This window comes from Sphingomonas sp. Leaf242 (assembly GCF_001422045.1).
Classification (GTDB): domain Bacteria; phylum Pseudomonadota; class Alphaproteobacteria; order Sphingomonadales; family Sphingomonadaceae; genus Sphingomonas.
This window is the reverse complement of sequence record NZ_LMLW01000001.1, coordinates 824,228-850,599: the sequence shown is the minus strand read 5'-3', so window position 1 is coordinate 850,599 and position 26,372 is coordinate 824,228. Positions and strand designations below refer to the sequence as shown.

The 26,372-nt window shown below is 63.9% G+C and carries 28 protein-coding genes; 13 read left to right on the top strand and 15 right to left on the bottom strand.

Annotated elements, in window-relative coordinates:
- The first annotated feature begins 84 nt into the window (after positions 1–84).
- Positions 85–663 (top strand): hypothetical protein, encoded by a 579-nt coding sequence (locus ASF09_RS20065; RefSeq protein WP_156359165.1) that lies wholly within the window; start codon positions 85–87, stop codon positions 661–663.
- Positions 664–684: 21 nt separating this feature from the next.
- A complete protein-coding gene (locus ASF09_RS04035) occupies positions 685–933 on the top strand; it encodes a hypothetical protein (protein WP_156359164.1) in 249 nt (82 codons plus the stop codon).
- Positions 934–1,096: 163 nt separating this feature from the next.
- On the opposite strand, the gene ASF09_RS04030 is transcribed toward ASF09_RS04035, so the two are convergent.
- Positions 1,097–1,585 (bottom strand): hypothetical protein, encoded by a 489-nt coding sequence (locus ASF09_RS04030; RefSeq protein ID WP_156359163.1) that lies wholly within the window; start codon positions 1,583–1,585, stop codon positions 1,097–1,099.
- Here ASF09_RS04030 and ASF09_RS20850 point away from each other — a divergent pair.
- The 6 genes from ASF09_RS20850 to ASF09_RS04005 all read left to right on the top strand — a co-directional run bounded on the left by ASF09_RS20850 (position 1,553) and on the right by ASF09_RS04005 (position 5,193).
- On the top strand, positions 1,553–1,744 hold the full coding sequence (locus ASF09_RS20850) for a DUF6771 family protein (protein WP_060524746.1): 192 nt from the start codon (positions 1,553–1,555) through the stop codon (positions 1,742–1,744). The genes ASF09_RS04030 and ASF09_RS20850 overlap by 33 nt on opposite strands.
- A gap of 392 nt (positions 1,745–2,136) precedes the next feature.
- The gene (locus ASF09_RS04020; protein WP_060524744.1) at positions 2,137–2,712 is read left to right on the top strand and encodes a T4SS efffector SepA family protein; all 576 of its coding nucleotides are present in this window, start codon (positions 2,137–2,139) and stop codon (positions 2,710–2,712) included.
- A 139-nt stretch (positions 2,713–2,851) separates the two neighbouring features.
- Positions 2,852–3,397 carry a hypothetical protein gene (locus tag ASF09_RS20635; protein ID WP_200912502.1) on the top strand — a complete coding sequence of 182 codons (546 nt, stop codon included), beginning with the start codon at positions 2,852–2,854 and terminating at the stop codon, positions 3,395–3,397.
- Between the two features lie 32 nt (positions 3,398–3,429).
- Positions 3,430–3,831 carry a hypothetical protein gene (locus ASF09_RS20060; RefSeq protein ID WP_156359161.1) on the top strand — a complete coding sequence of 134 codons (402 nt, stop codon included), beginning with the start codon at positions 3,430–3,432 and terminating at the stop codon, positions 3,829–3,831.
- Positions 3,832–4,111: 280 nt separating this feature from the next.
- Positions 4,112–4,528, top strand: a complete 417-nt coding sequence (locus tag ASF09_RS04010; RefSeq protein WP_060524741.1) for a hypothetical protein — start codon at positions 4,112–4,114, stop codon at positions 4,526–4,528.
- 266 nt (positions 4,529–4,794) lie between these two features.
- The gene (locus ASF09_RS04005) at positions 4,795–5,193 is read left to right on the top strand and encodes a VOC family protein (RefSeq protein ID WP_056418136.1); all 399 of its coding nucleotides are present in this window, start codon (positions 4,795–4,797) and stop codon (positions 5,191–5,193) included.
- Between the two features lie 127 nt (positions 5,194–5,320).
- Here the strand turns inward: ASF09_RS04005 and ASF09_RS04000 are convergent, their stop codons facing one another.
- On the bottom strand, positions 5,321–6,367 hold the full coding sequence (locus tag ASF09_RS04000) for a ComEC/Rec2 family competence protein (RefSeq protein WP_235529572.1): 1,047 nt from the start codon (positions 6,365–6,367) through the stop codon (positions 5,321–5,323).
- A 39-nt stretch (positions 6,368–6,406) separates the two neighbouring features.
- On the opposite strand from ASF09_RS04000, the gene gltX reads away from it, so the two are divergent.
- Genes gltX through ASF09_RS03985 form a run of 3 tightly spaced genes read left to right on the top strand, consistent with a single transcriptional unit; the run spans position 6,407 to position 9,349 of the window.
- Positions 6,407–7,837: a glutamate--tRNA ligase gene (gene gltX / locus ASF09_RS03995; protein ID WP_082444027.1), complete on the top strand. Its 1,431-nt coding sequence runs from the start codon at positions 6,407–6,409 to the stop codon at positions 7,835–7,837.
- 25 nt (positions 7,838–7,862) lie between these two features.
- A complete protein-coding gene (locus ASF09_RS03990; protein WP_060524737.1) occupies positions 7,863–9,146 on the top strand; it encodes a citrate synthase in 1,284 nt (427 codons plus the stop codon).
- Entirely contained in the window at positions 9,146–9,349 is a 204-nt protein-coding gene (locus ASF09_RS03985; RefSeq protein ID WP_060524735.1) for a hypothetical protein, read from the top strand. Before ASF09_RS03990 ends, ASF09_RS03985 begins: the two co-directional genes overlap by 1 nt.
- Here the strand turns inward: ASF09_RS03985 and ASF09_RS03980 are convergent.
- The 4 genes from ASF09_RS03980 to ASF09_RS03965 form a co-directional block, all read right to left on the bottom strand.
- Positions 9,323–10,699 carry a sensor histidine kinase gene (locus ASF09_RS03980; RefSeq protein WP_082444026.1) on the bottom strand — a complete coding sequence of 459 codons (1,377 nt, stop codon included), beginning with the start codon at positions 10,697–10,699 and terminating at the stop codon, positions 9,323–9,325. The two genes, ASF09_RS03985 and ASF09_RS03980, sit on opposite strands and share 27 nt — an antisense overlap.
- Positions 10,696–11,796, bottom strand: coding sequence for a DUF2336 domain-containing protein (locus ASF09_RS03975; protein WP_060524733.1), 1,101 nt, complete (start codon positions 11,794–11,796; stop codon positions 10,696–10,698). The genes ASF09_RS03980 and ASF09_RS03975 overlap by 4 nt, the downstream gene beginning before the upstream one ends.
- Before the next feature lie 35 nt (positions 11,797–11,831).
- Entirely contained in the window at positions 11,832–13,013 is a 1,182-nt protein-coding gene (locus tag ASF09_RS03970; protein ID WP_060524731.1) for a hypothetical protein, read from the bottom strand.
- 106 nt (positions 13,014–13,119) lie between these two features.
- Entirely contained in the window at positions 13,120–13,413 is a 294-nt protein-coding gene (locus ASF09_RS03965) for an Hpt domain-containing protein (protein ID WP_056048567.1), read from the bottom strand.
- Positions 13,414–13,516: 103 nt separating this feature from the next.
- On the opposite strand from ASF09_RS03965, the gene ASF09_RS03960 reads away from it, so the two are divergent.
- Both ASF09_RS03960 and ASF09_RS03955 read left to right on the top strand, forming a co-directional pair.
- Positions 13,517–15,805 (top strand): hypothetical protein, encoded by a 2,289-nt coding sequence (locus tag ASF09_RS03960; RefSeq protein WP_235529568.1) that lies wholly within the window; start codon positions 13,517–13,519, stop codon positions 15,803–15,805.
- 99 nt (positions 15,806–15,904) lie between these two features.
- The gene (locus ASF09_RS03955; RefSeq protein WP_060524727.1) at positions 15,905–16,684 is read left to right on the top strand and encodes an SDR family oxidoreductase; all 780 of its coding nucleotides are present in this window, start codon (positions 15,905–15,907) and stop codon (positions 16,682–16,684) included.
- 136 nt (positions 16,685–16,820) lie between these two features.
- Here the strand turns inward: ASF09_RS03955 and ASF09_RS03950 are convergent, their stop codons facing one another.
- From ASF09_RS03950 to ASF09_RS03910, 9 genes are all read right to left on the bottom strand, one after another.
- Positions 16,821–17,102 carry a DUF1467 family protein gene (locus ASF09_RS03950; RefSeq protein WP_060524725.1) on the bottom strand — a complete coding sequence of 94 codons (282 nt, stop codon included), beginning with the start codon at positions 17,100–17,102 and terminating at the stop codon, positions 16,821–16,823.
- 4 nt (positions 17,103–17,106) lie between these two features.
- A complete protein-coding gene (locus ASF09_RS03945) occupies positions 17,107–18,744 on the bottom strand; it encodes a ribonuclease J (protein ID WP_060524723.1) in 1,638 nt (545 codons plus the stop codon).
- A 63-nt stretch (positions 18,745–18,807) separates the two neighbouring features.
- Complete coding sequence (locus tag ASF09_RS03940; RefSeq protein WP_060524721.1) at positions 18,808–19,584, bottom strand: type III pantothenate kinase; 777 nt, start codon at positions 19,582–19,584, stop codon at positions 18,808–18,810.
- Positions 19,585–19,594: 10 nt separating this feature from the next.
- Entirely contained in the window at positions 19,595–20,326 is a 732-nt protein-coding gene (locus ASF09_RS03935; protein WP_060524993.1) for a biotin--[acetyl-CoA-carboxylase] ligase, read from the bottom strand.
- 2 nt (positions 20,327–20,328) lie between these two features.
- Positions 20,329–21,774, bottom strand: a complete 1,446-nt coding sequence (gene nuoN, locus ASF09_RS03930; protein ID WP_060524719.1) for an NADH-quinone oxidoreductase subunit NuoN — start codon at positions 21,772–21,774, stop codon at positions 20,329–20,331.
- Positions 21,774–23,309: an NADH-quinone oxidoreductase subunit M gene (locus tag ASF09_RS03925; RefSeq protein ID WP_060524717.1), complete on the bottom strand. Its 1,536-nt coding sequence runs from the start codon at positions 23,307–23,309 to the stop codon at positions 21,774–21,776. Before ASF09_RS03925 ends, nuoN begins: the two co-directional genes overlap by 1 nt.
- Positions 23,309–25,414: an NADH-quinone oxidoreductase subunit L gene (nuoL, locus tag ASF09_RS03920; RefSeq protein WP_060524715.1), complete on the bottom strand. Its 2,106-nt coding sequence runs from the start codon at positions 25,412–25,414 to the stop codon at positions 23,309–23,311. The genes ASF09_RS03925 and nuoL overlap by 1 nt, the downstream gene beginning before the upstream one ends.
- Positions 25,415–25,419: 5 nt before the next feature.
- Positions 25,420–25,728 (bottom strand): NADH-quinone oxidoreductase subunit NuoK, encoded by a 309-nt coding sequence (gene nuoK / locus ASF09_RS03915; RefSeq protein WP_082441002.1) that lies wholly within the window; start codon positions 25,726–25,728, stop codon positions 25,420–25,422.
- The gene (locus ASF09_RS03910) at positions 25,725–26,336 is read right to left on the bottom strand and encodes an NADH-quinone oxidoreductase subunit J (protein ID WP_060524713.1); all 612 of its coding nucleotides are present in this window, start codon (positions 26,334–26,336) and stop codon (positions 25,725–25,727) included. The genes nuoK and ASF09_RS03910 overlap by 4 nt, the downstream gene beginning before the upstream one ends.
- Positions 26,337–26,372: the final 36 nt, after the last annotated feature.

Sequence of the window (26,372 nt, the reverse complement as noted above, 5' to 3'; positions counted from 1 at the left end):
AAATCGCGACTACTGACTTAACCGCGCACTTAACTCTCCTTGGTCCTGGTTAAATACTCACGGACAAACAACAAGGAGATTTCCATGAGGAAGCGCAGATCACAGCTAAAGTCACATTACATTGCGGAGTATAAGGCGCTCATCAACGCCATTCATCGCTGTCACAACGAGAACCACACCAACTACCGTTCCTATGGCGCACGCGGGATCACAGTTGCGGATGAGTGGCGCACGGAGAATGGCTTCGCGTTGTTCCTAGATCACGTCGGACCACGCCCTGATGCAAACCACAGTTTGGACCGTATCGATAACAACAAGGGCTATGTTTACGGCAACCTCCGCTGGACCGATCGGAAGACGCAGCAGAAAAATCGCCGCCCTCGCAACTCGGAAATTCAGGACTATGGCTGGGGCGTAGGCTACTCCACTCCTCGTGGCACGGGACGCGGCCATAGCCGCCGTCGAAGCCCCCTCGTTCCCTACATGGGTCGCACTCAGACTGTTGCGGATTGGGCTTACGAACTTGGCATGAACTCCACGACGATCCGCTGGAGGCTAATGCGCGGACTATCCCCGGCAGAGGCTTTAGACCCGAATACCAGCCGCGCCGGTGAAAGGCGCAAGATGGCCGCTAACGAACTCCTACTCCCAACGATCCACTGAGACATGAAGGAGAACACTCCCATGAAGACAAACGCAGAACTAGAAACGCTTATCCAGAACCTCATTGAACGCATGAACCGAGTTGAGGCAAATGTCGCTAACCAGCAAGCGAAATTGCCTGAACCTCATGACCCTCTTGTAGCTGCTATCGATGATGCTTTGCAGGTTATCGACAGAGGAATTGATGACCTTCGCGATCGGCTTGACCAGCCAGCAATCGAGCAGGGTGGCATCTTCCTCGCGATCAGGATGGCACTTCGTGGGAACTGAGCTAAACCGCGAGGAAGCGATTGAGATGCTACGCCACGACATCGTGGTGCTGCTCAGCAAAGACCCTCACTGCCAGATTGCCAACCTACTTGGTCAGGCATTGATGGTCCTCTACACCGAATGACAGCGCAGCGTCAGGAAACCGGCGCTGTCGCCATGATTGCTAACCAAAGCGCACGACACGGGATGGCGAACCAGCCATGATCGGCATGTTCCAAACCCGGCTCTTATTGTCGTGGACGATGAGGAACGGCACACCGTCAAATATGGCCATCACCGTATCGCTCGTATGGTGCGGAACGTCTCGGTAGGTAGCGGCCCGCCCACGACCAATCTTCTTGGTCTCGGTTCCACGAAGCTCCTCACCAACCGTCGCCGTCCACGTCACCCCGTCAGTTTTCCACGTCATCGAGTAGATGCGCTCGGCCGGCTCGCGGGAGCCTCCACCGACGGATCCGGAAAGCTCCTGATAAGCCTGCTCCTGCTTCTCTGGTTCGGTGAACGGCATGAAAAATTGCGGCACGGGCTTCGCCTCCTCAACTGATCGGCCAAGCGTATCGCCCAGACGTTTTGCCGCAAGCCTCTTGCCGAATCGTTCTTGTTCTGTTCCATGTAGGACATGACACAGCCTGATCCCTCCAGCCTCGCCCAAAGCCTTCTCCTCGCCCCTGCGTGGGCGCGCGTCGGGCTGACAGCGCCCGTGCAGCGCATCCGAGAACAGGCAGCAGCCGAGTTAGCTCAGACAATCATTGGCGCTCTGGAGGGCTCTCAGGGGCGATACGACGCCCGCCAAATGGCGCTTCCGCTTTGACGTGGGGAACGCTCGTTTTCGCACCCTAAGCGACTTCGGAAAGCATCACGCCAATGTCGGGGCCGTCTGCGGATCATGCCAGCACAAGGGCGTGGTCCACCGCGACCTGTTGGCGCGCTGGTGCTTTCTCAAACGCCTGAACACCGCCGTAGAATTGCTGCCAAGGTATCTCCGCTGCTCGCAATGCGGCGCACGCCCTAGCCATATTCGACCGAACCGAGCACCTCCATCATTTCCAAAATGGGGAACGGACGAACAGCAGTGGAAGCGGCTGCATCGCAGGTTGAGAGGTTAAGAGGGTGCCTAGAGCCTCCTAGAGCCCTATAGAAAAATACTGCTTGCCCTAAACCGTCATAGCGATCATAGAGGCTCTAATGACCCTTAGGAGACCTATGATGCCTAACGTAGACATTTCCGAAAATACCGTCGTGCGCCTTCAGAAGTTTGCAAAGCCGCTGGTCGATACTTTCGACACCGTTATTCAACGGCTGCTCGACGCCTATGAAGAGAATGACGTTTTCGACATCCCAGGGACCAAGCCTGCCGGCCCTGGCCAGCCAATCAAGGATGATGGGGCCACGAAGCTGTTTAACTGGCGCAACCCGCCGGTCCTCGCGCACACGACGGTCTATCAGGTCACTCTGAACGGCGAGACGTTCTCTAAGGGTGATACCTATTGGAACACGATAATGTATGCCGTCATCCGGGCCGCCCATAAGCACGGGAAGACCGCCGAACAGCTCAATCAACTTCTCTTCGTCAACCACGCGATCGGTATGAAGACTGACAACGGCTACAAGTTCATGAACGACATCGGGCTGTCGATCCAAGGGCAGAACAGCGACAACGCGTTCCGACAGGCTTTTGAATTGGCCGCCCATATGAAGTTCACCCTTGAGGTGTTCTTCCGCTGGCAGAATAAACCAGAAGCGGCGTTTCCTAACGAAACGGGTGCCTTCACGATCTAACCCTTCGCACTGCTCGACAGTCCAGAAGCCGCAGTTTTCTGCGGCTTTTGTTGCTCAAGGCCGCAGTCAAATTCAGGGTTTGACACCTATAGCGCACGGGTCGGCAGCGTGTCGCTGTTAACCATGCTAAAGTGCACAAATGGAAAACGCTGCCCTTTCACCCATGATTGAAACGCATCGATCGTTTGAGCTGTTTCGCCAGAACGATCTCGACCGGCTGATCGAACTAGCGAGAGGTTGGCTCGACGATGTCGCGCTTCGCCTACCCGCGACATGCGGCGCTTATGCCGATCGAGTGCTGATGACGTGCCTCGCTCAAGGAGGTGCGCGTCACTACGTAGACCAACATAATGGCGTCAAAGACCTAGACGTTTGGACCTTCTTCCGAGCCCGGACCGAAAGAGCCTTTCCAAGCCGGACCGTCTGGAACCGAGACTTCGGGCAGTCTCGATTGGGAAAGCATCCCGACGATATTGGATATACGGGGCGCAGGGTTGATCTCATCGGTCGTTCGATCCCGTGCGCCGATGATGAGCAGCCGACCGCCGCCGTCCGCAGATGGCTGGAGGGATCGTCGGCTAGTGCGTTTGAGTTGAGAAAGGCACCCGTGCTGGCTCTGGTTCACGGCAAGAAACCGGTCGTCATTTGGAAGCCGCATACCCCGTCGGGAGCGGGGCAAAAATAAGCGTTTGCCCCCTATAACGCACGGATTGGCGGGTGATCGCCACAGCGCAGATCGGAATTCGACGCTGTCTTGAACAACCGCACTGCTGTCACTATTTCACTATCGACCCCCTCGGACGCGCGGAAACGCGTAGCCAGTGCTGGGGCGTTACAGGGCCAGTGGGAGGATTTGTCCTTGCCACCGTAACTACGCTGGGCGGGATCTCTCCCGCTCTGACATGGGGCACTCTCGCAGTGCTCGCAGGCAACCGGTTCCTGATGCCGGGTTTCAAGATCGGGAAGACTGAAGAAGCTAACGACAAGAACGTAACGACGACCCAGAACAGAACGAGGAAGGCGGTAGATATGGGCAAATCGACCATCCGCAATCTCGCGATTGCCGCACCTATCACGGTGCTTTTCAACACGGTAGGCATTGGCGCACTGTCCCTGTAACGCCCCAAAATCCTCCCGTCACCAATTCCAAGCCGGCCTTCGTGCCGGCATTTTTTTGCCCAAAATCAGGCCCATCCGCGGGAAAAATTGGGGCTTTACTCCTATAACGCACGGGTCAGCGGGTTATAGCCGCAGCCGACAACCTGGCAAAGATACCAACGTCGGGTTCCGCCCACTTCCAGACATTGAGCATCTCTGTATAGTTAACCGTTCCCGCGCGAATGCTCCGGCTTTCGACTTGGCTCGACAAGAACCGCGAACCGCGCAGACAGGAGTTGCCATGAAGCACTTTCTCTCGTTGGTCTTGCTTATCGCTACCGCGACTTCGGTCAGCGCGTCGGCAAATGATTTCGATGCGGTTGCCGCTGCGCCGAGCAGCCACCGTGTGCTGATGGAAGACGGTAAGATCCGTGTATTGCGGGTCGAGGTGGCACCCGGCGCGACTGAACCCGTCCATGATCACCGCTGGCCGAGCGTGATGTATTTCGAACAGCCCCAGCCGATCACTTACATCGAATACAAACTGGTCAATGGCCGACCGGTCGAGACCCAGCGCTTCGATGCTCCCGCTTTCAAACCTGCCCAGACCGTGCGGGGGGAACCAGAGGGTCTCCATGCGGTGATGAACCGGGGAACGGCACCGTTTGTCGCCGTGAGAATCGAGTTCAAAGACGGCAATCCGTCACATACTCGATAGGCTCGTTCCAACCTGCCTACAACGGCAGCTCACCACCAATCCCGGACATTCAGTGGCCGCGCAAATCTGCCAAAAATAAGGGTTTGACTCCTATAACGCACGGGTCAGGGCGTTGTAGCCGTAGCCTACTGCCGCGCGATTTTCTCGAACGTCCGCTGACGCCCACTTGCGGACATTCCACGGGCCGGGGTGACTGCGGGTTACGCGCCAGTTAGGTGAGACTGCTAATAGCGATCGAAAGTCGATCAGCCTTCAGGAGAGTGTCTGTGCTTTTTCACACCATGGTCGGATCGAATGACATCGAACGGTCAAAGCGCTTTTACGACACGGTGCTCGCCACCCTGGGTGCAGGCGAAGGAACGCGGAACATCGCCGACAGCGGCCATACCCGTCTGATCTACAACAATGGTAACGGAACCAACTTCATCGTCAGCCAGCCGATCAACGACGAACCGGCAAGCGTCGCTAACGGCAGCACCGTTGCCTTTTCCTGCGACTCGCCCGAACAGGTGAAGCAGCTTCACGATACCGCCGTTGCCGCTGGCGGGACCTCGATAGAAGCTCCGCCGGGACCGCGCGAAACTGCCTCCATGGGCACCATCGAGCTGGCCTATTTTCGTGACCCCGACGGCAACAAATTGTGCGGAATTCATTTTCCTGCCTGATTCGTTCGATACGGGTCCGCTTCTGTCGATAGCGGACCCCGATCATGCGATCCCGCGAAGATCCGCTTTCCTCCAATCCCGGACATTCAGTGGCCGCGCAAATCTGCCAAAAATAAGGGTTTGACTCCTATAACGCACGGGTCAGCAACGTATAGCCGATCGCCGCCGCCGCTCCCGCTAGCGCAGCGATCAGAGGCAAGCGCGCATGCAATGCCAACCAAGGACTAAGAGCTAGCAGCCGCAACACGATCATCATCGTTGCCGCTACCGCTGCGGTGATATGCAAACCGCTCACCGACAGCAGATGCGCGAGCCCAGCGCGGCGCATCGCCTCCGAATCCTCCTCGCTGATCGCGCCGACGTCGCCTGTCGCGAGTGCCGCGCCGATACCCCCGGCGCTCCCCTCCAGTCGCGATACGATGTGGTGCGACAGCGCGACGCGGATGCCCGCGCCCGATTCGCTTGCCGTCGTCACGACTACCGGTGCAAAGCCTCGCCCGGTCGCACCGATACCGCCGAACCAAGCGACGCGGGCGAAGTCGTACGCTCCCGGCACCGCGGGCAGCGGCGGCGGCATCAGCCGGGCCCGCAAATGCACGACCGCTCCCGTTCCCAACAACTTGGGCGCGTCCGCTTCAGCCAGATTGACGCGGACTCGATACGGCAAGGCGACTGGTTGCCCATCGGTTTCCACCCCCTTCCCGACCGGCAGCAGCGTCAGCCGGATCAGCTTACGCGCCACCAGCGGCTCGATCGCCTCGACCTTCGCGGAGAAGCTCGCGATCGTCGGGCCGCCCAACACCGGCCGTGCCACCGCTTCAGATCGTGCCCAGATCAAGCCCAACCCGAGTGCAGCCGTCAGCAACCCGATCGCCAGGGCTCGCGCGGCGCGCCCGCCTCGCCCGGCAGCCAAACACGTCAGTCCGCTCGCCACCAGCAACAGGATCGTCACGCACCATGCCGCCGGGTCCGGCAACGCGAACCATAGAGCTATCCCGCCGCCCAGCATCACCGGCAGCCACAGCACCAGCTGGTCGCGCTCTGCCTCCAGCCAGCGCTCGACCGCCAGTCCCCAGCGTTCCACGGCAAGCCCGACGACAGCCCCCCATCGCGGCACGCCCATTTGTCGCCGCCAAGGACGCATGCTAGGGGCGGCGACGGCTGTCATGGCCATCGTTTCTCCATTGTTTCATCAGTCTGGGAGCACCCGCGGTTGGGCGCAATATCTGATACGGGCACCGCCGCTTCGGCCGCACCCGTGGTTACCCGTTTCGCTCCGTCGCCGACGGGGTTCCTGCATCTTGGCGGCGCGCGCACCGCGCTGTTCAACTGGCTGTTCGCGAAAGCAAACGGGGGTAAATTCCTGCTGCGGATCGAGGATACCGACCGGGTCCGCTCGACCCAACCGGCGATCGACGCGATCATAGACGGAATGCGCTGGCTCGGCCTCGACTGGGACGGCGACGTCGTCATGCAGTTCGCGGGCGCCGAGCGTCACGCGCAGGTCGCGCACGAGATGGTCGCGAAGGGCCACGCCTATCGCTGCTACATGACCAATGACGAGATCGCCGCGATGCGCGCCGAGGCACAGGCCGCGAAGAAGCCGCTCCGCATCCGCAGCCCTTGGCGCGACCGCCCCGAGAGCGAAGCGCCGAACCTCCCCCACGTCGTCCGCCTGCGCGCGCCGCAGGAAGGTGCCGTCACGATCGAGGACCGGGTACAAGGCGCGGTGACGGTCAAGAACGAAGAGATCGACGACCTCGTTTTGCTCCGCTCCGACGGCACGCCGACCTACATGCTCGCGGTCGTCGTCGACGATCACGACATGGGCGTGACGCACGTCATCCGCGGCGACGATCACCTCAACAACGCGTTCCGCCAGCTGCCGATCTATCGCGCGATGGGTTGGCCCGAGCCGATCTATGCGCACATCCCGCTGATCCACGGCCCCGACGGCGCCAAGCTGTCGAAGCGTCACGGTGCGGTCGGTATCGAAGCGTATCGCGACGAGATGGGTATCCTGCCCGAGGCATTCGACAACTACCTCCTCCGCCTCGGCTGGGGTCACGGCGACGACGAGATCATCAGCCGCGAGCAGGCGGTCGAGTGGTTCGACCTGTCGGGCGTCGGCAAGTCGCCCTCGCGCTTCGACCTGAAGAAGCTCGAGAACCTCAACGGCCATTATATCCGCGAAGCCAACGATGCCCGCCTCGCGCAACTTGCGGCCGACCGGCTCGGCCACGATCTGCCAACCGGCGGACTCGAACTTCTGACTCGCGCAATGCCCGTCCTGAAGCCACGTGCCGCAAACCTGAACGAGCTGGCCGAAGGATCGAATTTCTTGTTCAGCCAGCGCCCTTTGGCGATGGATGACGCCGCGGCGAGCCTTTTACAGGGTGAAGCGAGTGCGATTTTGGTCAATGTCCATGCCGAACTTGACGCGCTCGCCGAGTGGGATACGGAGGCGCTCGAAGGCGCGGTACGGCGCGTGGCCGAAGCGCGGGGCGTCAAGCTCGGCCAGGTCGCACAGCCGCTTCGCGCCGCGCTGACGGGACGCAAGACGTCGCCGGGGATCTTCGATGTGCTCGACCTGCTCGGGCGCGACGAGAGCCTGGGACGGATCGCCGACCGGATGGCTAGCTGATAAGATTTCGAGGAAGGATACAAGCATGAGCGAGACCGCAACCCTCAAGGTCGACGGCAAGGATTTCGAGTATCCGGTGATGTCCGGTACGGTCGGACCCGATGTCATCGATATCCGCAAGCTGTACGCGCAGACGGACAATTTCACCTATGATCCGGGCTTCACTTCGACGGCGTCGTGCCAGTCGAAGCTGACCTACATTGATGGTGACGCGGGCACGCTGCTGCACCGCGGCTACACGATCGGCGAGCTGGCCGAGCAGTCGAACTTCATGGAAGTCGCCTATCTGCTGCTCAACGGCGAACTGCCGAGCGAAGACGAGCTGGCGAACTTCTCGACCACGATCACGCGCCACACGATGGTGCACGAGCAGCTCGCGCAGTTCTTCCGTGGTTTCCGCCGCGACGCGCATCCGATGGCGATCCTGTGCGGCGTCGTCGGCGCGCTGTCGGCGTTCTATCACGATTCGACCGACATCCACGATCCGGCGCAGCGCGTGATCGCGTCGCACCGCCTGATCGCCAAGATGCCGACGATCGCCGCGATGGCGTACAAGTACAGCGTCGGCCAGCCGTTCGTCTATCCGGACAACACGCTGAGCTACACCGGCAATTTCCTGAAGATGACGTTCGGTGTCCCCGCCGAGAAGTACGTCGTGAACCCGATCGTCGAAAAGGCGATGGACCGCATCTTCATCCTCCACGCCGATCACGAGCAGAACGCGTCGACCTCGACCGTCCGTCTGGCCGGCTCGTCGGGCGCCAATCCGTTCGCGTGCATCGCCGCCGGCATCGCCTGCCTGTGGGGCCCAGCACACGGCGGCGCGAACGAAGCCGCGCTCAACATGCTGCATGAGATCGGCACCGTCGACCGCATCCCCGAGTACATCGCCCGCGCGAAGGACAAGAACGATCCGTTCCGCCTGATGGGCTTCGGCCACCGCGTCTACAAGAACTACGATCCGCGCGCGGCCGTCATGCAGACGACCGTCAAGGAAGTGCTCGGCGAGCTGGGCGTCACCGACCCCGTGTTCGACGTCGCGATCGAACTCGAGCGTCTGGCGCTCAGCGATCCGTACTTCATCGAGAAGAAGCTCTTCCCGAACGTCGACTTCTACTCGGGCGTGATCCTGTCGGCGATCGGCTTCCCGACGTCGATGTTCACCGTCCTCTTCGCGCTCGCCCGCACCGTCGGCTGGGTCGCGCAGTGGAACGAGATGATCACCGATCCCGACCAGAAGATCGGCCGTCCGCGCCAGCTCTACAGCGGCCCGACCGCGCGCGACTACGTCCCGATGGCGTCACGCTGATGAAAGCGCTCCGGCCGATCCTAATGATCGTCGGCGTGCTCAGCGCGCTGATGGGTCTGCTCTGGATCGGTCAGGGGCTCGGATACGTCCACTGGCCGCAGTCGAGCTTCATGCTCGACCAGCGGCCATGGGCGGATCGCGGCGCATTCCTCGCCGCGTTCGGCCTCGCGCTGATATTAGTGGCGCGCCGGATCCGCCGGTAACGTCAGCACGAACCGCGCGCCTTCGCCGGGCGCGCTTTCTACCGTGAGATCCCCCTGCATCGCCCGCGCCAAGCGCCGTGCGATATACAGGCCGAGCCCGTTGCCGCCGGCCTCCGACGTGTCGACCCGCTCGAACTTCTCGAAAATCCGGACCTGATCCTCGGGCGCTACGCCCTTGCCCTGATCCGCCACGGTCAGAACCGCATGCGTCGCGTCGCGTGTAACCGTCACCGACACATCCGATCCGCGAGGCGAATACCGCAGCGCGTTGCCGACGAGGTTGACCAATATCTGCAACACGCGGCGGAAGTCGCCGATCGCCGGAACACGCACGTCGGTCGCAGGCCGCGCGATCGAGACGCCGAGATTGGCCGCGCGCACGGTCAACAGCCCCGCTGCACGACGCGCGACGTCCGCAAGGTCGATCGGTTCGGGCGCGATCGTGAAGTCGGGCCGCTCGACCGCCTGGAGATCGACCAGATCATCGACCAGCGACAGAAGATGCCGTCCGGCGGTTGCGATGTCGGCAGCATAATCGGCATAGTCGCCCTGCACCGGGCCGTCGGACTGCGCATTGATGCTGTCCGCATTCGCCACGATCCGCGCGAGCGGCACGCGCAATGCCTTGTCGAGACCGGTCGTGAAGGTAGCCGACAGAACGGCGGGCTCGGCGGGCGGCGGCGTATCCTCGACGACGATCCGGGCCGCGCCGACAAAGCCCGCAAAATCGCCCGACACATCGTAGCGAACGTTGGCCGTCAGCATAACCGCCCGCCCAGAACTCCGCAGCCGCGCCGGCTGTGCCGTCATCGGACGCCGCCGCGCGAGCGAATCGAGGATCGGCAATCCGCCGTCCGATCCGGAGTCGAGCGCGAACATCGCCGTCAGCGGCTGTCCAAGCAACGCGAATGGATCGAAGCCGTGCTTGGGCCCGGCATCCAGCGTGACGAACGTCAGTCGCAACGCGGCATCGGTTTCCCATCGCCAGTCGCTATCGCTGTCTAGGAAGCCCTGCACATCGGGCGAAGGCCGCGTCGGGCGCCACGCTGCGATCTCGCGCCAGCCGCTGACCGTCAGCCGGACATTCTCGCCATCGGGCTGCGCGCGGACCCAGAGGTCGACATCCGCCTCGTCGTCGGCGACGACCACACTGCGCGAGACGACGATCCCGAGCCGCCGCGCGAGACGCGCGATCGTCGCGAGTTGCGGAACCGCCAGCGGCGCACCACGCATGCCGCCGGCGCGCTGGTTCAGTGCCACCAAGGCCGGATCCGCAAACACCAGCGTGCCATCGGCGGCAACGATGGCGTGCGCGATCGGGTTCTCGATGGTGGGATCGAACATCGTCATCGACGGTCCGTACGCGCAAGTGCCCGCAAGGCCAGGCGAAAATCGCGGTTCAGCGCCAACGGCGCGACCGCGGCCTGGGCCTCCGTCACGTCGATCGAAGCGATTTCGTCGAGCGCGTCGGCGAACGCCTCGATATCCCGCCGCGGATCCGCTTCGGACAAGGCGAGGCCGATCCTGGCGATCGTCGGTCGATCCATGTCGATCGCCCGCAACGCCAGCCACAGCCGATCGCCATCCGGTTCGAGCGTGATCGCCCTCGCCTGGTCGAATGCGATGCCAAGCGCATGCGCCAGTACCGCGACGAACAGCGACAGCCGACGATCGCCGATCGATTCGACCAGCACGGCGGCCAGCTCGTTCGGCCGCGCATCCATCGCGCCCGCCAACCGCATCGCGACCGCATCCGCCCGCTCGCCTTCGTCGTGCGCGGCCAGGCTGCGCTCGGCGGCGTCGGTAATCGCCCGGTCGCCCTCCCGCGTCGTCACGCGCTGCTCGTCGCGGATCGTCGCGGCGACCCACCAGACGAGCCGATGATGGAGTTCGGCGGGCAATTCGCTGCCGCTGGCCAGGCCCTGTTCGTTCGATACGCGCCGTCGACTTTCCGCCGCCAGCAAGGCCGACGCGGCGGACGCGACGACGCGATCGGGTACGCCTGCCAGCCGCACCACGAGGCTCGCCTCGTCCGGATCGGCGATATCGATGGGGAGCGACGCGGCGATCAGGTCGTGCCGGACCCGCGCGATCAGCTCTTCCATCAAGTCTTCGTCGCGTAACAGACCGGCGCGGGTCAACCGGGCGACGACGCCCGCGCCTTTCGGCCGCAGGACCGCCTCGCCGACCTTTACCAGCCCTTGCCCGGCCAACAGCCGCGCCGCGTGGCGACGGATGTCGGCTTCGATCGCTTCGACGATCCCGCCCAGCACCCGGGCGAGCATCAGCCGGGTGCGATCGTCGAGCCGCGCGTCCGCATCGAGGAAGAAGTCGGCGATCGTTCCCGCCAGCCGCGTTTCGGCACGTAGGCGCGCGCTTTCCGCACGGGCGACGGGCGCATCAGGCGACGGCATCGCGTCTTGGACAGGATCTTGGCCGACAGACATGATCCGGTAGGTAGTCCCCTGTCGTTAATGTCGGCCTAAGGATCGCGACGAAGTCGTTCGATCGCATCCGCCAGGGTCGCAGTCGCATATACTGCAGCAAAACCAAGCCCAAATACGGGAAACCCGAGCAACGCGAACGCGCCCACGATCAGCAGATAGGCCGCCGGGCTCCCCCACCAAAGCCGACGATCGCGTTCGAGAATAGCGCGCTCTGCAAGGCCGCCGATCGCGATCAATGCGGTGCCGATCGCGAGCGCCGTATTCTCGCCGGCACGTCCCGCGACGATGAACGCGAAGACCAAGGTCGACGCCGCAGCGATGCCGCCGATCGCCAGCGTCTGCCACCGGGCAAGTGGGGCCTCGTCGCGAAGATCGCTCAGGACCGAGCCGAGCGCCAAGGCGACGCAGGCGACCAGCGCGATCACCAGCCCCGTCGAGGCAAGACCGAACCCGATCGTCACCAGGCCAGCGACGCCCAGCGCCAGCCCCGCCCCGCCGACGCTTGCGCCCGCCGCGCCACGATCGACCAACAATGGCAGTGCAAGCCGCGCGATCGGCGCCAGCACGAACCGATCGAACCAGCCGCGCCGGCCCGACACGATCGTCATCAGCACGGCGCGTCCGCGCTCTTCCAGCGTGCGTGCCTGGCGTTCGATGCCGTGTCCGCCGCGCACCGCATCGGTCGGCAACAGCACCTGCGTCGCGCGCGACTGGACCGCGAACCGCAACAACGACGATTGCAGGTCGTAATCCTGCGGCAGTCCCGCAACTTCGGCGATCCGGCTCGCACTGAGCCGCGCGACACCTGCCCATGCCATCTGGCCGCCGACCCGCTCGAACCCCGGCCCGGCATCGGCCTCCGGCACGACGAGCAGGCAATCGCCCTCTTCGGCGGCCATCGCCTTGACGATCGCATCGGTCGTGACGAGTCCGTCGCCGAGCATCAGCACGCGCGCCAGCGGATGAAGCTTTTCGACCGCCTCGGCCGCAGAACGCACGGTATCGACGCTGACGCCGCGCCGTCCGATCCGATTGATGGCGCCCAATAGTTCGGGCGTCATCCGCGCGACGACGACGATCACCTGCGCCACGCCGGCGGCGATCAGCAACCGCGCCTGATACTCGATAAGGGTTACGCCGCTGAACGGAAGCGTGGCCGCCAGACGATCGGGGCGATCGTCCGCGTCGTGAATTGCAAATAATAGGCCGGCAAGCATCGTCGGCTGTTAGGCGGTCGATAGCGTCCTGCAAAGCCCGGGTTCGGGTGCAACGCCCCTCGATACGGCTCAATCCGCTTGAAAGCGCGGATCGAACGTCGTGGGATCAAAGACTGGCGACGGCCCGGCGGAGTTTCTTCAGGCCTTCGGCATCGCGTGGATCGCCGTCTGCGACCACGGTCGCGATCGTCATCAACCGGATCGCGCCAAAGCTCGCGGCCAGTCCCTTCAACCGCCACGCCGCGGCGCGCCAGTCGTCGACGTCGGTCGCCAGCGTCATCGCCGTCAGTGCCCGTTCGGCGCTTTCGATGAACGCGATTCGCAACTCGGCGATCAGGATGGGTTCGTCACCCACCGCGGCCGCCAGTGTCGCATCGATTGCTCCGGGGTCATACGCCATATCGCCCTGCTTACCGGACGGATGCTTAAGGGAAGATTGCAGAAGACGTTTTGTCCGGCCACGTTTCGTGATACTTCGACAGCTCATGAACGGGGGTTCGCCAATGATCGGGTTTCGTGCGGCGGCAGGCAATGCCCATCCCATTCGCGCGGATATCGTGATGGAACCGGTATCGGACCCTATGCCCCAGAGCGCGTATCAGGAAACATTCGAAGCGTTCGAGGTGGATGATCCCGCACGCGGACTTGGTCGAGTGTTTGCGGGGATTGCGATCTTCGGCGTGTTGGCGTGGCTGTTCGGCATGGTCTGGTTCGCACGGAATGCGCTGGCGACGATCGAACCTCTCGCACTCGTCCAGTTCGTCGCCGCACTCTGCGTTGTTCCGGCGCTTGTCGGGATCATCTGGCTCCTCGCAATGCGGACCAGCCGCGCCGAAGCGTATCGGTTCGGCGTCACGGCTCAGGCTATGCGCGACGAGGCGTCAAGCCTGGAGCGGACCGTCGCCGCCTTGTCGAATACGATCGAGGCCAACCGCGCGCAGCTCGCCGAGCAGGTCGATACGTTCCTGCTGATGGGCAATGGCGCGACCGAACAGCTTGCCGCTATCGGTCGCGGCATGGCCTCGGAGATCGACCAGGCCGCCGCGCATGCCCGCAACCTCGCAACATCGACCGCGGGCGCGCAGTCCAGCCTGGGCGTCCTGATCGCCACCCTTCCCCGCGCGCAGGCGGATATCGACGACGTCGCCAAGCGGCTCGAACGTACCGGTCTGTCGGCGAGCGAACACGCAGCGGCCCTCGATGCCCAGATCGTCGCGCTCGCCGAACGCGGCCGCGAGGCCGACACAATGGCGAGCGGGGCCGCGCAACGTCTCGCCGCACACATCGTACGCATGGAGGCGACCAGCCAGACCGCCGGCGCACATCTCGAATCTGTTACCGAGGGCATGTCCGCGGCGGTCGACGCGCTGCTCAACCGCACCGCCGACGCCGTCGATCACTCGCGCCGTGGCATCGCCGCGCAGGGTGACGCGATGCTGGCATTGGTCGGCGCGAACCAGGCCGCGCTCGACAGCGCCGCCCGCGACAGCGCCGAAGCGCTTGCCAAGCGGATCGCCAGCGTCGAGGACGCGATCGAACGCGTCGCGATCCGTCTCGACCTGCAACGCAGCGCCGGCGACCGGATCGTCGACGACCTTCATACCGGGCTCGGCGATGTCGAAACGCGGATCGAAGCGCTCCACCGCCACGGCACCGAGCGCACGCAAAGCCTCGCCGCGTCGATCAGCGCGCTCGGCGGCTCGGCGGATGCGATGACCGAGGCGTTGCGCGCCGGTGACGACATGGCGCAGCGGACGATCGCCACGACCGAAACGCTGCTGGTCGCGCTCGATGCTGCCGCGCGGGAGATCGACGAGACGATGCCCGAAGCGCTTGGCCGGCTCGATTCGCATGTGCTCGCCAGCAAGACGATCGTCGTCTCCGCCCGCCCCGAACTGCTCGCGCTGGTCACCGCGGCGGAAAGCACGCACGACGCGATCGAGGCGATTGCCGGCGTCATCGGCGAACAGCGGCTCGTGCTCGACCACCTCTCGACCGACCTGCTCAACACGCTCAACACCGGCCGTGCGAAGGCGGATGCGCTCGGCCAGATGGTCGACGAGGCCATCGGCCGGACGCAGCACTTCGCCGAAGACGCAGCACCGCAGTTGATCGAGGCGCTGCACCGCGTCCGCGACACCGCCGCCGTCGCTGCCGACAAGGCGCGCGAGACGCTGTCGAAGGTCATTCCCGAAGCCGCGGCCGCGCTCGAAGCCGCCAGCGCAGATGCAATGCGCCGCGCGACCAACGACACCGTCGAGCGGCAGGTCCGCGCAATCATCGATACCACCGATGCTGCGGTCGCCGCCGCGACCCAGGCGACCGAGCGGCTCTCGCATCAGGTTCAGGCGATCGTCGACCAGACCGCGATCGTCGAAACCCGGATCGAAGATGCACGCGCCGAGCGCGACGAAGCCGAACGCGATACCTTCGCGCGCCGCGTGTCCCTGCTGATCGAATCGCTGAACTCGGCCTCGATCGACATCACCAAGGCGATCGCACCGGAAATCTCCGACAGCGCTTGGGGGGCGTACCTCAAAGGCGACCGCGGCGTATTCACGCGCCGTGCCGTCCGCATCTTAGACGCCAGCGAGGTCCGCGCGATCGCAACGCTCTACGACGACGACGACGCATTCCGCGACATGGTCAACCGCTACATACACGACTTCGAGGCGATGCTCCGCGCCATCCTGACGCAGCGCGACGGCTCGCCGCTCGGGGTGACGCTGCTGTCGTCGGACATGGGCAAGCTGTACGTCGCGCTGGCACAGGCGATCGAGCGGCTGCGCTAAAAAATCGGAACGGGAGTCCACGAAATGATCCAGCGCCACCGCTAACGCGGCCTTCGCCAGCGGAGAAATCCGCCGACTGGACTCAAATTCGAGGCTTACATGCCAAGATTGAATAGCAAGATCTGCGTCGTCACCGGCGCGGCGCGTGGCATCGGCCGCGCGATCACCGCGCGCTTCCATGCCGAGGGCGCGATCGTCATTCTCACCGATATCGACGAAACCGCCGGCGCCGAGACTGCGGCGGCCATCGGTTGCCGGTTCGAAAAGTTCGACGTCCGCGAAGAAGCCGACTGGCAGCGCCTGGCGGCGGTCGTTCCGGCGGCCGATGTGCTCGTGAACAATGCGGGCGTCACCGGCTTCGAGCACGGTATGACCGCGCATGATCCCGAGCATGCGACCTTGTCGGACTGGCGAGCGGTCCATGCGGTCAACCTTGACGGCACGTTCCTCGGCTGCCGCTATGCGATCGGTGCGATGAAGGCGGCGGGCACGGGCTCGATCATCAACATCTCGTCGCGATCCGGGCTGGTCGGCATTCCCCTCGCCGCGGCCTATGCGTCGTCGAAGGCGGCGATCCGCAATCACAGCAAGACGGTGGCGCTGTATTGCGCGCAGCAGGGGCTGAAGATCCGCTGCAACTCGGTGCACCCGGCCGCGATACTAACTCCGATCTGGGAGCCTATGCTTGGGGATGGGCCGGACCGCGAGGCGCGGATGGCAGCTCTGGTAGCGGATACGCCGTTGAAGCGGTTCGGGATGCCGGACGAGGTGGCCGCGGTGGCGGTGATGCTCGCGTCGGACGAGGCGACGTATATTACGGGGACCGAGATCAATATCGATGGCGGGTTGTTGGCGGGTTCAGCCGCGTCGCCGGGGTAACGATCCTCCCCCGCAAGGGGAGGTGGCGCGAAGTGACGGAGGGGGAGGAACACGCAACAGATGTTTGCGCTTACCTCCCCCTCCGTCTGGCAAGGGCCAGCCACCTCCCCCTTGCGGGGGAGGATCGCTAGGTCGTTCAGCGCGTGACCATGTTGCCGCGATCGAACAGGTCGACCGTCTGCGGCGTGATCCAGCCGTAATTATAGTTAAGCTGGAACAGTACGAACAGCACCGTCGCGACCACGGTCACCCGCCAAGCCGTCCGCCCAGACCGAAACTCGTGCGGCGCGCTTTCGGCCTGGCCGGGGACGTGTTCGCCCCCGACCTCGCGTGTCGTCTTCACGCCGAACGGCAGGACCAGGAACACCGAGAACGACCAGAACAGGACGTAGATCGCAAGTGCCGAGGTCCAGCGCACCCGATCAGCCCTCGATCAGCAGCACGTCGACGATCGGCTGCTTGCCCGTCCAGCGCTTGGCGACCTTGCGCACCGCGAGACGGATCTGCTCACGCATCTTCTCGCTCTCGCGCTTGCCGCCGCGCACCGTGTCGGCAGCCGCCTGGACCGCATCGGCGATGAACGCCGCACGATCTTCCTCGACCGGCACGCCCTGCACGCGAACCTGCGGCTGGCCGACCATCCGGCCGTCCTTGCCGAGCGCGACACCGACCGAAATCTGGCCGTTGATCGCCAGCTTCCGCCGCTCGCTCAGAGTCGCGCCGTCCGCCGGCAGGATCACGTCGCCGTCGAGCACCAGACGACCGACCGTCGCGTTGCCGATCTTCGCCGGGCCCTTGGGGGCCAGACGAATGATGTCGCCATTGCTCTGCACGATCGCGCGCGGAATGCCCTGCTCGAGACCAAAGCGCGCATGCTCCATCATGTGGCGCATCTCGCCATGCGTCGGCACGAGCACCTCCGGCCGCAGCCAGTCGTACATCTGCGCGAGTTCCGGCTGACCCGGATGGCCCGACACATGGACGTGCGCCTGGCGCTCGGTGATCATGCGGATGCCCTTGGCCGCCAGCGTGTTCTGGATGCGACCGATCTGGACCTCGTTGCCGGGGATCTGCTTCGACGAGAAGATCACCGTGTCGTCGGCCTCGAGCGTGATCGTGTGCTGGCCATTGGCGACGCGCGCGAGCGCCGCGCGCTCCTCGCCCTGGCCGCCGGTGGCGATGATCAGCACCTTGTTCTTGGGCAGGCGCATCGCTTCGTCGGGGCTGATCGTGTCGGGGAAATCCTTCAGATAGCCCGTCGCGCGCGCCACCTTGATGATCCGGTCGAGCGAACGGCCGGTCACGCACAGCTTGCGCCCGGTTTCCTTCGCGACTTCGCCGAACGTGTGCAGCCGCGCTGCGTTCGACGCGAAGCTCGTGATCATCACGCGGCCCTTGGCCTTGCTGACCTCCTCGAACAAACCTTTCCGCACGGTGCTCTCGCTACCCGACGCCGTGGTGTTGAAGATGTTGGTCGAATCGCAGACGAGGACGTCGACGCCCTTGTCGCCGATCGCCATGAAGCCCTCGGGCTTGGTCGGATTGCCGATCACCGGGTTCGCATCGAGCTTCCAGTCGCCGGTGTGGAACACGCGACCGTAAGGCGTGTCGATCAGCAGCGCGTTCGCTTCCGGAATCGAATGCGACATCTCGACGAAGGTGAAGCCGAACGGCCCGAGCTGGAAATTGCCGCCCATCGGGATCATCTTGAGCTTCACGCGGTTGGCGATGCCCTCTTCCTCGAGCTTGCCGCGGATCAGGCCCATCGTGAACGGCGTCGCATAGATCGGCACGCCGAGATCCTCGGCGAGGTACGGCAACGAGCCGATGTGATCTTCATGACCATGCGTGATGACGATGCCGAGCAGGTCGTCGATCCGGTCCTCGATAAAGGACAGGTCGGGCAGGATCACGTCGACGCCGGGATATTGCGGATCGGCGAAGGTGATGCCGAGATCGACCATCACCCACTTGCCCTGGCAGCCGTACAGGTTGACGTTCATGCCGATTTCGCCGGAGCCGCCAAGGCCACAGAAAAGGAGTTCGTTCTTCGGAGTCATTGATTACTTTCAGGATTATACAGGAATATGGCCCGCAGGCCGGTCGGCGCGAGCCCAATGGCCCTAGATATGGTGACGATCCCACATCATCGCCAGCCCCTGGATCGTCAGGTCGGCTTCGATGACGTCGAACACGTCGGTCTGTTTCTCGAATAATGTGGCAAGGCCGCCGGTAGCGACGACCTTCACGGGGCGGCCGATCTCGCGCTTCATCCGCGCCACCAGCCCCTCGATCATCGCGACATAACCCCAATAGATGCCGATGTGCATCTGCGAGACGGTGTTGAGCCCGATCACGCTGGTATCCGTCGGTGCCTCGATCGCGATCCGCGGGAGTTTCGCCGCGGCGGTTACCAGCGCGTCGAGCGACAGGTTGATCCCCGGCGCGATGATCCCGCCCTTGTACGCGCCGCTATAGTCGACGACGTCGAACGTGGTCGCGGTGCCGAAATCGATCACGATGAGGTCGCCGGGATGCAGCGCATGCGCAGCGATCGTGTTGACCGCGCGATCGGCACCCAGCGAAGCAGGCTCATCGACGTCGATCGCAATGCCCCATTCGACCGGCGCATGGCCGGCGATCAATGCTTCGGTGCTGAAATATTTCGTCGCAAGCACCTGGAGGTTGTGGAGCGCACGGGGGACGACGGTGGCGACGATCACGCCCTCGACCGCATTACGATCATGCCCGCCAAGCTGCATCAGCTGGCTCAACCACACCGCATACTCGTCCGCCGTGCGCCGAGGATCGGTCGCGATCCGCCAACGTGCGACGATCTCACCGCTCTCGACGAGCGCGAACACGACATTGGTATTGCCGGCATCGATCGCGAGCAGCATCAGCGGGGCCTCAAAGCAAGAAGACGTCGGCAGCGTGAATGACACGCCGCTCGCCAGACGCCAAGCGGAGGATCAGCGCGCCGTCGGTGTCGAGCCCGACGAACAGGCCGTCGATGCCGCTGCCATCGGGAAGCCGAGCGGTCAGCGCTGTGCCCGCCGGGTGCGCGCAATCGACCCAGCGCTCGCGGACGGGGGCAATGCCCTCGGTGCGCCAGCGGCCGATCCAGCGCGCGAAACTGTCGGCGAGAATGTCGAGGAACATCGCAGGTTCGACCACAACGCCGTGCGCGGCAAGATCGGTCGTCGCACGATCGGGCAGATCGGGATGATGCGCGATGTTGACGCCGTAGCCGACGATCACCGCGTCATCCGCACGTTCAAGCAGGATGCCCGACAGCTTGGCGTCCGCGAGCAGCAAGTCGTTCGGCCATTTCAGGACCAGCGTCTCGCTCGCATCCGTCGTGCCCTGGCAGATCCCGGCGACGAGGAACGTCGACACGGTTTCCTGCAAGGCGACCGCGGCGACCAGCGCGAGGCTCGCCGCGGGAGGATCGCTCGGCCGCAACCGGACGAGCGTGCTGGCGTAGAGGTTACCCTCGGGCGACGACCATTCACGCCCGAGCCGCCCCCGCCCCGCCGTTTGGCGGATGGCACGCAACCAGAGACCGTCCTCAGCGCCACCGCGTGCAAGCTCCAGCAGGTCGGCGTTGGTCGATCCTGTCTCCGCGACGGTGCGGATGATGCTCAGAACAACGCCCGTGCGGCCGCCATCGTCCACGCGCCTAGCACGGGGATGAGGAGGTAGCCGGCTGGCGACACGAACACCGCGGCGATGGCGATCAGGCCACCCTCGACCTTGCTCTCCATCGGCGCGAACGCTGGTGCCGGATCGTCAAAGTACATCGTCTTGACGACGCGCAGGTAATAATACGCGCCGATCACCGAAGCCGCGATGCCGACCACCGCGAGCGGGAACAGCCCCGCGTCGACTGCTGCGCTGAATACCGCGAACTTCGCGTAGAAGCCGAACAGCGGCGGGATGCCGGCAAGGCTGAACATGAAAATCGCGAGCGCCGCGGCCAGTGCAGGCCGCGTCCGCGACATGCCGGCGAGGCTGTCGATCGTCTCGACCGGCTGCCCGTCGTCACCACGCATCTGCAGCACGACCAGGAACGATCCGAGCGTCATCGCGACGTAGATCGTCAGGTACATCAGCACGCCCGAAACGCCTTCGGGCGTTCCGGCCGCGAGACCGATCAGCGCGAAGCCGACGTTATTGATCGACGAATAGGCGAGCAGGCGCTTGATGTTGGTCTGGCCGATCGCTGCGACCGCACCGAGGATGATCGAGGCGAGTGCCGCGAAGATCACGATCTGGCGCCACTGGTCGGTCGCCGGCCCCATCGCATCGACCGCCACGCGGACGCTGAGCGCAAGCGCCGCGACCTTGGGGGCGGACGCGAAGAACGCGGTGACCGGGGTCGGTGCGCCTTCATACACGTCGGGCGTCCACATGTGGAACGGCACCGCGCTGATCTTGAACGCAAGGCCAGCGAACACGAACACCAGACCGAACAGCAGGCCAAGCGACTTGGTGCCCGCATAGGCTTCCGAGATGCCCGAGAACAACGTCGTACCGCTGAACCCGTAGACCAGCGAGATGCCGTACAGCAGGATGCCGCTGGCGAGCGCGCCGAGCACGAAATACTTCAGGCCGGCTTCCGCCGAACGCCCGTCGCGCCGCATGAAGCTGGCGAGGACGTATGCTGCAAGGCTCTGGAGTTCGAGACCCACATACAGCGTCAGCATGTCGGTGGCCGAAACCATGATTCCCATGCCGCATGCCGACAGCAGAATCAGCACCGGATATTCCGGACGCAGATCGTCGCCGTGCGTACGCGCGAAGAAGCTCGGCGCCATGACGATCGCAACCGCCGAGGCGATGTAGATCAGTACCTTGGCGAACGCGCCGAACGCGTCTGCGCGGTACAGGCCGTCGAACGCGTAGCCACCCGACGAGGCCGGACCGACCAATGCGATCCCTGCCCCGACCAGTACGAAGACGGCAGCGATCGAGACGGCGCGCGTGGACTTGTCCCCGCCCCAGGCCGAGACAAGCATCAGGGCGATCGCACCCAACGCCAGCACCAGTTCGGGCAGCGTCATTGCGATGTTAGCGGCGTAATCCATCAGTGTGCCTCCCCGTGCGCGGCACTATGGACGGTTGCGGCGGGCTTCCCCGCGGTTGGGTTGGAATCGCTGGCCGGCTTGGCGCGGTCGACACGGGCGAGAAGCACGCCCACGTCCTTGCGCATCGGTGCCAGGAAGCTCTCGGGATACACGCCCATCCACAGCACGACGGCTGCGATCGGCGCGAGCAACCACATCTCGCGGCCCGACAGGTCGACCATCGCACGGACGTCGTCCGACTTGATCTCGCCGAATACGACGCGACGATACAGGAACAGCATGTACGCGGCGCCGAGGATGATGCTCGTCGTGCAGAGCAACGCGGTCCAGGTCGAGACCTGATACGTGCCCATCAGCGACAGGAACTCGGCGACGAAGCCGCTGGTGCCCGGCAGGCCGATCGAGGCCATCGTGAAGAACAGGAAGAAGATCGCGTACTTCGGCATGTTGATCGCGAGGCCACCATAGCGCGAGATCTCGCGGGTATGGAGCTGGTCGTAGATCACGCCGACGCACAGGAACAACGCGCCCGATACCAGGCCGTGGCTCAGCATCATGATCATCGCACCCTCGATGCCCTGCCGGTTGAACGCGAACAGGCCAATCGTGACGATCGCCATATGCGCGACCGACGAATAGGCGATCAGCTTCTTCATGTCCGACTGCACGAGCGCGACAAGCGAGGTGTAGATCACCGCGACCGCCGACAGCCCGAAGATCAGCCAGGTCAGCTGGCCCGAGGCTTCGGGAAACATCGGCAGCAGGAAGCGCAGGAAGCCGTATCCGCCGAGCTTCAGCAGCACGCCCGCCAGGATCACCGAGCCTGCGGTCGGCGCCTGGACGTGCGCGTCGGGCAACCAGGTGTGGACCGGCCACATCGGCATCTTGACCGCGAACGAAGCGAAGAACGCCAGCCACAGCCACGTCTGGACGTGCGCCGGGAAGTCGTAGTTCATCAGCGCCGGGATGCTGGTCGTGCCCGCGGTCTTCGCCATGTAGAGCATCGCGATGAACATCAGGACCGAGCCGAGGAGCGTGTACAGGAAGAACTTGTACGACGCGTAGATCCGGTTCGCACCGCCCCAGATGCCGATGATCAGGTACATCGGGATCAGGCCGGCTTCGAAGAACACGTAGAACAGGAACAGGTCCTGCGCCGCGAACGTGCCGATCATCAGCACTTCGGTGAACAGGAACGCCGCCATGTATTCGGGCACGCGGGTCGTGATCGAGCGCCAGCTGGCACCGATGCAGATCGGCATCAGGAAAACGCTGAGCATGATCAGCATCAGCGCGAAGCCGTCGATGCCGAGCGACCAGCCGAACGGACCGAAAATGCCGGGAGCATGCTCGACGAACTGCCACTGCGCGCCGCCGATATCGTAGTTCATCCACAGCATGATGCCGAGAACGAAGTCGATCAGCGTTGCCGCGAGCGCCAGCATCCGCGCCCTGTTCGCCGAGACGAACAGGCACACGACAGCCGCGATCATCGGGACCGCGATCAGGACGGAGAGGATAGGAAAGCCGGTCATTACAGTCCGATCGCCCAGGTTACGGCTGCGGTCAGCCCGATCAGCATGACGAAGGCATAGGTGTAGAGGTATCCCGTCTGGAAGCGGTTGGCCACGCGGCTGCCGATCTGGACGACCCAGGTCGCGCCGTCAGGCCCGAACCGGTTGATCGTCTTCTCGTCGCCGCGGTGCCACAGGAAGCGGCCGATCGCGAACGCGGGGCGAACGAAGATCAGGTCGTACAGCTCGTCGAAATACCACTTATGCAGCAGGAAGTCGTAGAGCACGCCGAACTGTTCGACGACCTTGGCCGGGAACGTCGGTGCCTTGATATAGGCATACCAGGCGGTCAGCAGGCCGAGCAGCATCGCGATCGTCGCCGACAGCTTGATCAGCAACGGCACGCCGTGCATCTCGTGCATCAGATGTTCGCGGAACGCGAGTGCGCCCTTCCAGAACTCTTCGCCTGCGGTCGGCTCGATGAAGAAGCCGTGGAACACGAAGCCGGCAAGCACCGCACCGATCGACAGGACGATCAGCGGGATCAGCATCGGCAGCGGGCTCTCATGCGGGTGATACCCGCCATCGCCCTCGGCCGGTGCATGCGTTGCGTCGTGGTGATCGTGCGGCGCGTGACCTGCGTCCTCGGCCTGAGCCGGGTTCGCATGATGGTCATCCGCATGATGCGCGTCGTGTGCATGATCGTCATGACCATGAGCGTCGTGGAGCGCATGCTGGATGTGCTCCGATGCGGCCCAGCGCGGCTTGCCCCAGAAGGTCAGGAACATCACGCGCCACGAATAGAAGCTGGTCAGCAATGCGACGAGCACGCCGACGAACCACACGCCCGGCTGACCCGCAGCCCAGCTCGCCTCGATGATCGCATCCTTCGAATGGAAGCCGGCGAAACCGATCGCGGTGTTGCCGAAGATACCGGGGATGCCGACGCCGGTGATCGCGAGCGTACCCGCCATCATCGCCCAGAACGTCACCGGGATCTTCTTACGCAGGCCGCCATAGTACCGCATGTCCTGCTCGTGGTGCATCGCATGGATGACCGAGCCGGCACCGAGGAACAGCAGCGCCTTGAAGAACGCGTGCGTGAAGAGGTGGAACATCGCCGCGCCGTACGCGCCGACACCAGCTGCGAAGAACATGTAGCCGAGCTGCGAACAGGTCGAATACGCGATCACGCGCTTGATGTCGGTCTGTACGAGACCGCAAGTCGCCGCGAACAGGCAGGTCGCGGCACCGACCGAGGTGACCACGGTCAGCGCGACCGGGCTCATCTCGAACATCGGCGACAGGCGGCAGACCATGAAGACGCCGGCCGTAACCATCGTCGCCGCGTGGATCAGCGCCGACACCGGGGTCGGGCCTTCCATCGCGTCCGGCAACCAGGTGTGCAGGCCGAGCTGCGCCGACTTGCCCATAGCGCCGACGAACAGCAGCAGACAGAGCACCGTCATCGTGTCGAAGCGGTAGCCGAGGAAGCCGAGCGTCGAGCCCGCCATACCGGGCGCTGCGGCGAGGATCTCGGGGATCGAGACCGTGCCGAACACCAGGAACGTGCCGAAGATACCGAGCATGAAGCCGAGATCGCCGACGCGGTTGACGACGAACGCCTTGATCGCGGCCGCGCTTGCGGAAGGCTTGCGGAACCAGAAGCCGATCAGGAGGTAGGATGCGAGACCCACGCCTTCCCAGCCGAAGAACATCTGGACGAGGTTGTTCGCGGTCACGAGCATCAGCATCGCGAAGGTGAACAGCGACAGATACGCGAAGAAGCGCGGCTGGTCGGGATCCTCGTCCATATAGCCCCAGCTATACAGATGGACGAGCGCCGAGACCGACGTGACGACCACGAGCATCACCGCGGTCAGCGCGTCGACGCGCAACGACCACGCGACGTTCATGTCGCCGGAGTGGATGAAGTCGAGCAGTGGCGCGACGGTGGCCGTGCTAGTGCCCGACAGGAAGCCGATGAAGATCGGCCAGGACAACAGGCACGAGCCGAACAGCGCAGCCGTCGTGACGAGTTTCGCCGGCACGTTGCCGATCGCGCGATTGCCGAACCCGGCAACGATCGCGGCCAGTAACGGCAGGAAGACGATAAGCTGGATCAACCGTATTACCCCTTCATCCGGTTGACGTCGTCGACCGCGATGGTGCCGCGACCGCGGAAATAGATCACGAGAATGGCGAGGCCGATCGCGGCTTCACCCGCAGCGACCGTCAGCACGAACATCGCGAACACCTGTCCGACGAGATCGTGAAGGAACGCCGAAAACGCGACGAGATTGATGTTCACCGCCAGCAGAATCAGCTCGATCGCCATCAGGATGACGATGAGGTTCTTGCGGTTCAGGAAGATGCCGAGCACCCCCATCGTGAACAGGATCGCCGCGACGACCAGATAATGGACGAGACCGATCGTCACAGTTCGACTCCCTGCCCGACGACCGGGCTCGTGTTGCGCGTGGCGTCCTGTGGACGGCGCGCGTTCTGGCGGCTGATGTTCTGCGCCTTGACGCCGCCGCGCTGGCGGTGGGTCAGGACAATCGCACCGATCATCGCGACGAGCAGCACCAAGCCGGCACCCTCAAACACGAACAGATAGCGCGTGTAGAGCAGGTTACCGATCGCCTGGATATTGGGCACGGTGTCGTCGATCGGTGCGGCACGCCGCGCGAGCTGGATCGGACCCGTGCGCCATGCGCCGATCGCGATCATCACCTCAGCGGCGAGTGCGACGGCGAGTGCGAGACCGATCCCGAAATACCGCGCGACGCCTGCGCGCAGTTCGGTGAAGTCGATGTCGAGCATCATGACCACGAACAGGAACAGCACCGCGACGGCGCCCACATATACGATGACGAGCAACATCGCGATGAACTCGGCACCGACCAGGATCATGAGGCCGGCCGCGTTGAAGAACGCGAGGATCAGCCACATCACCGAATGGACCGGGTTGCGCGACGCGATCGTCAGTGCGCCCGACAGGACGACGACGAAGGCGAAAAGGTAGAAGGCTAAGGCCTGAATCACGATTGCGGCCCCTTAGACGCCCACGAGAAGAATGAG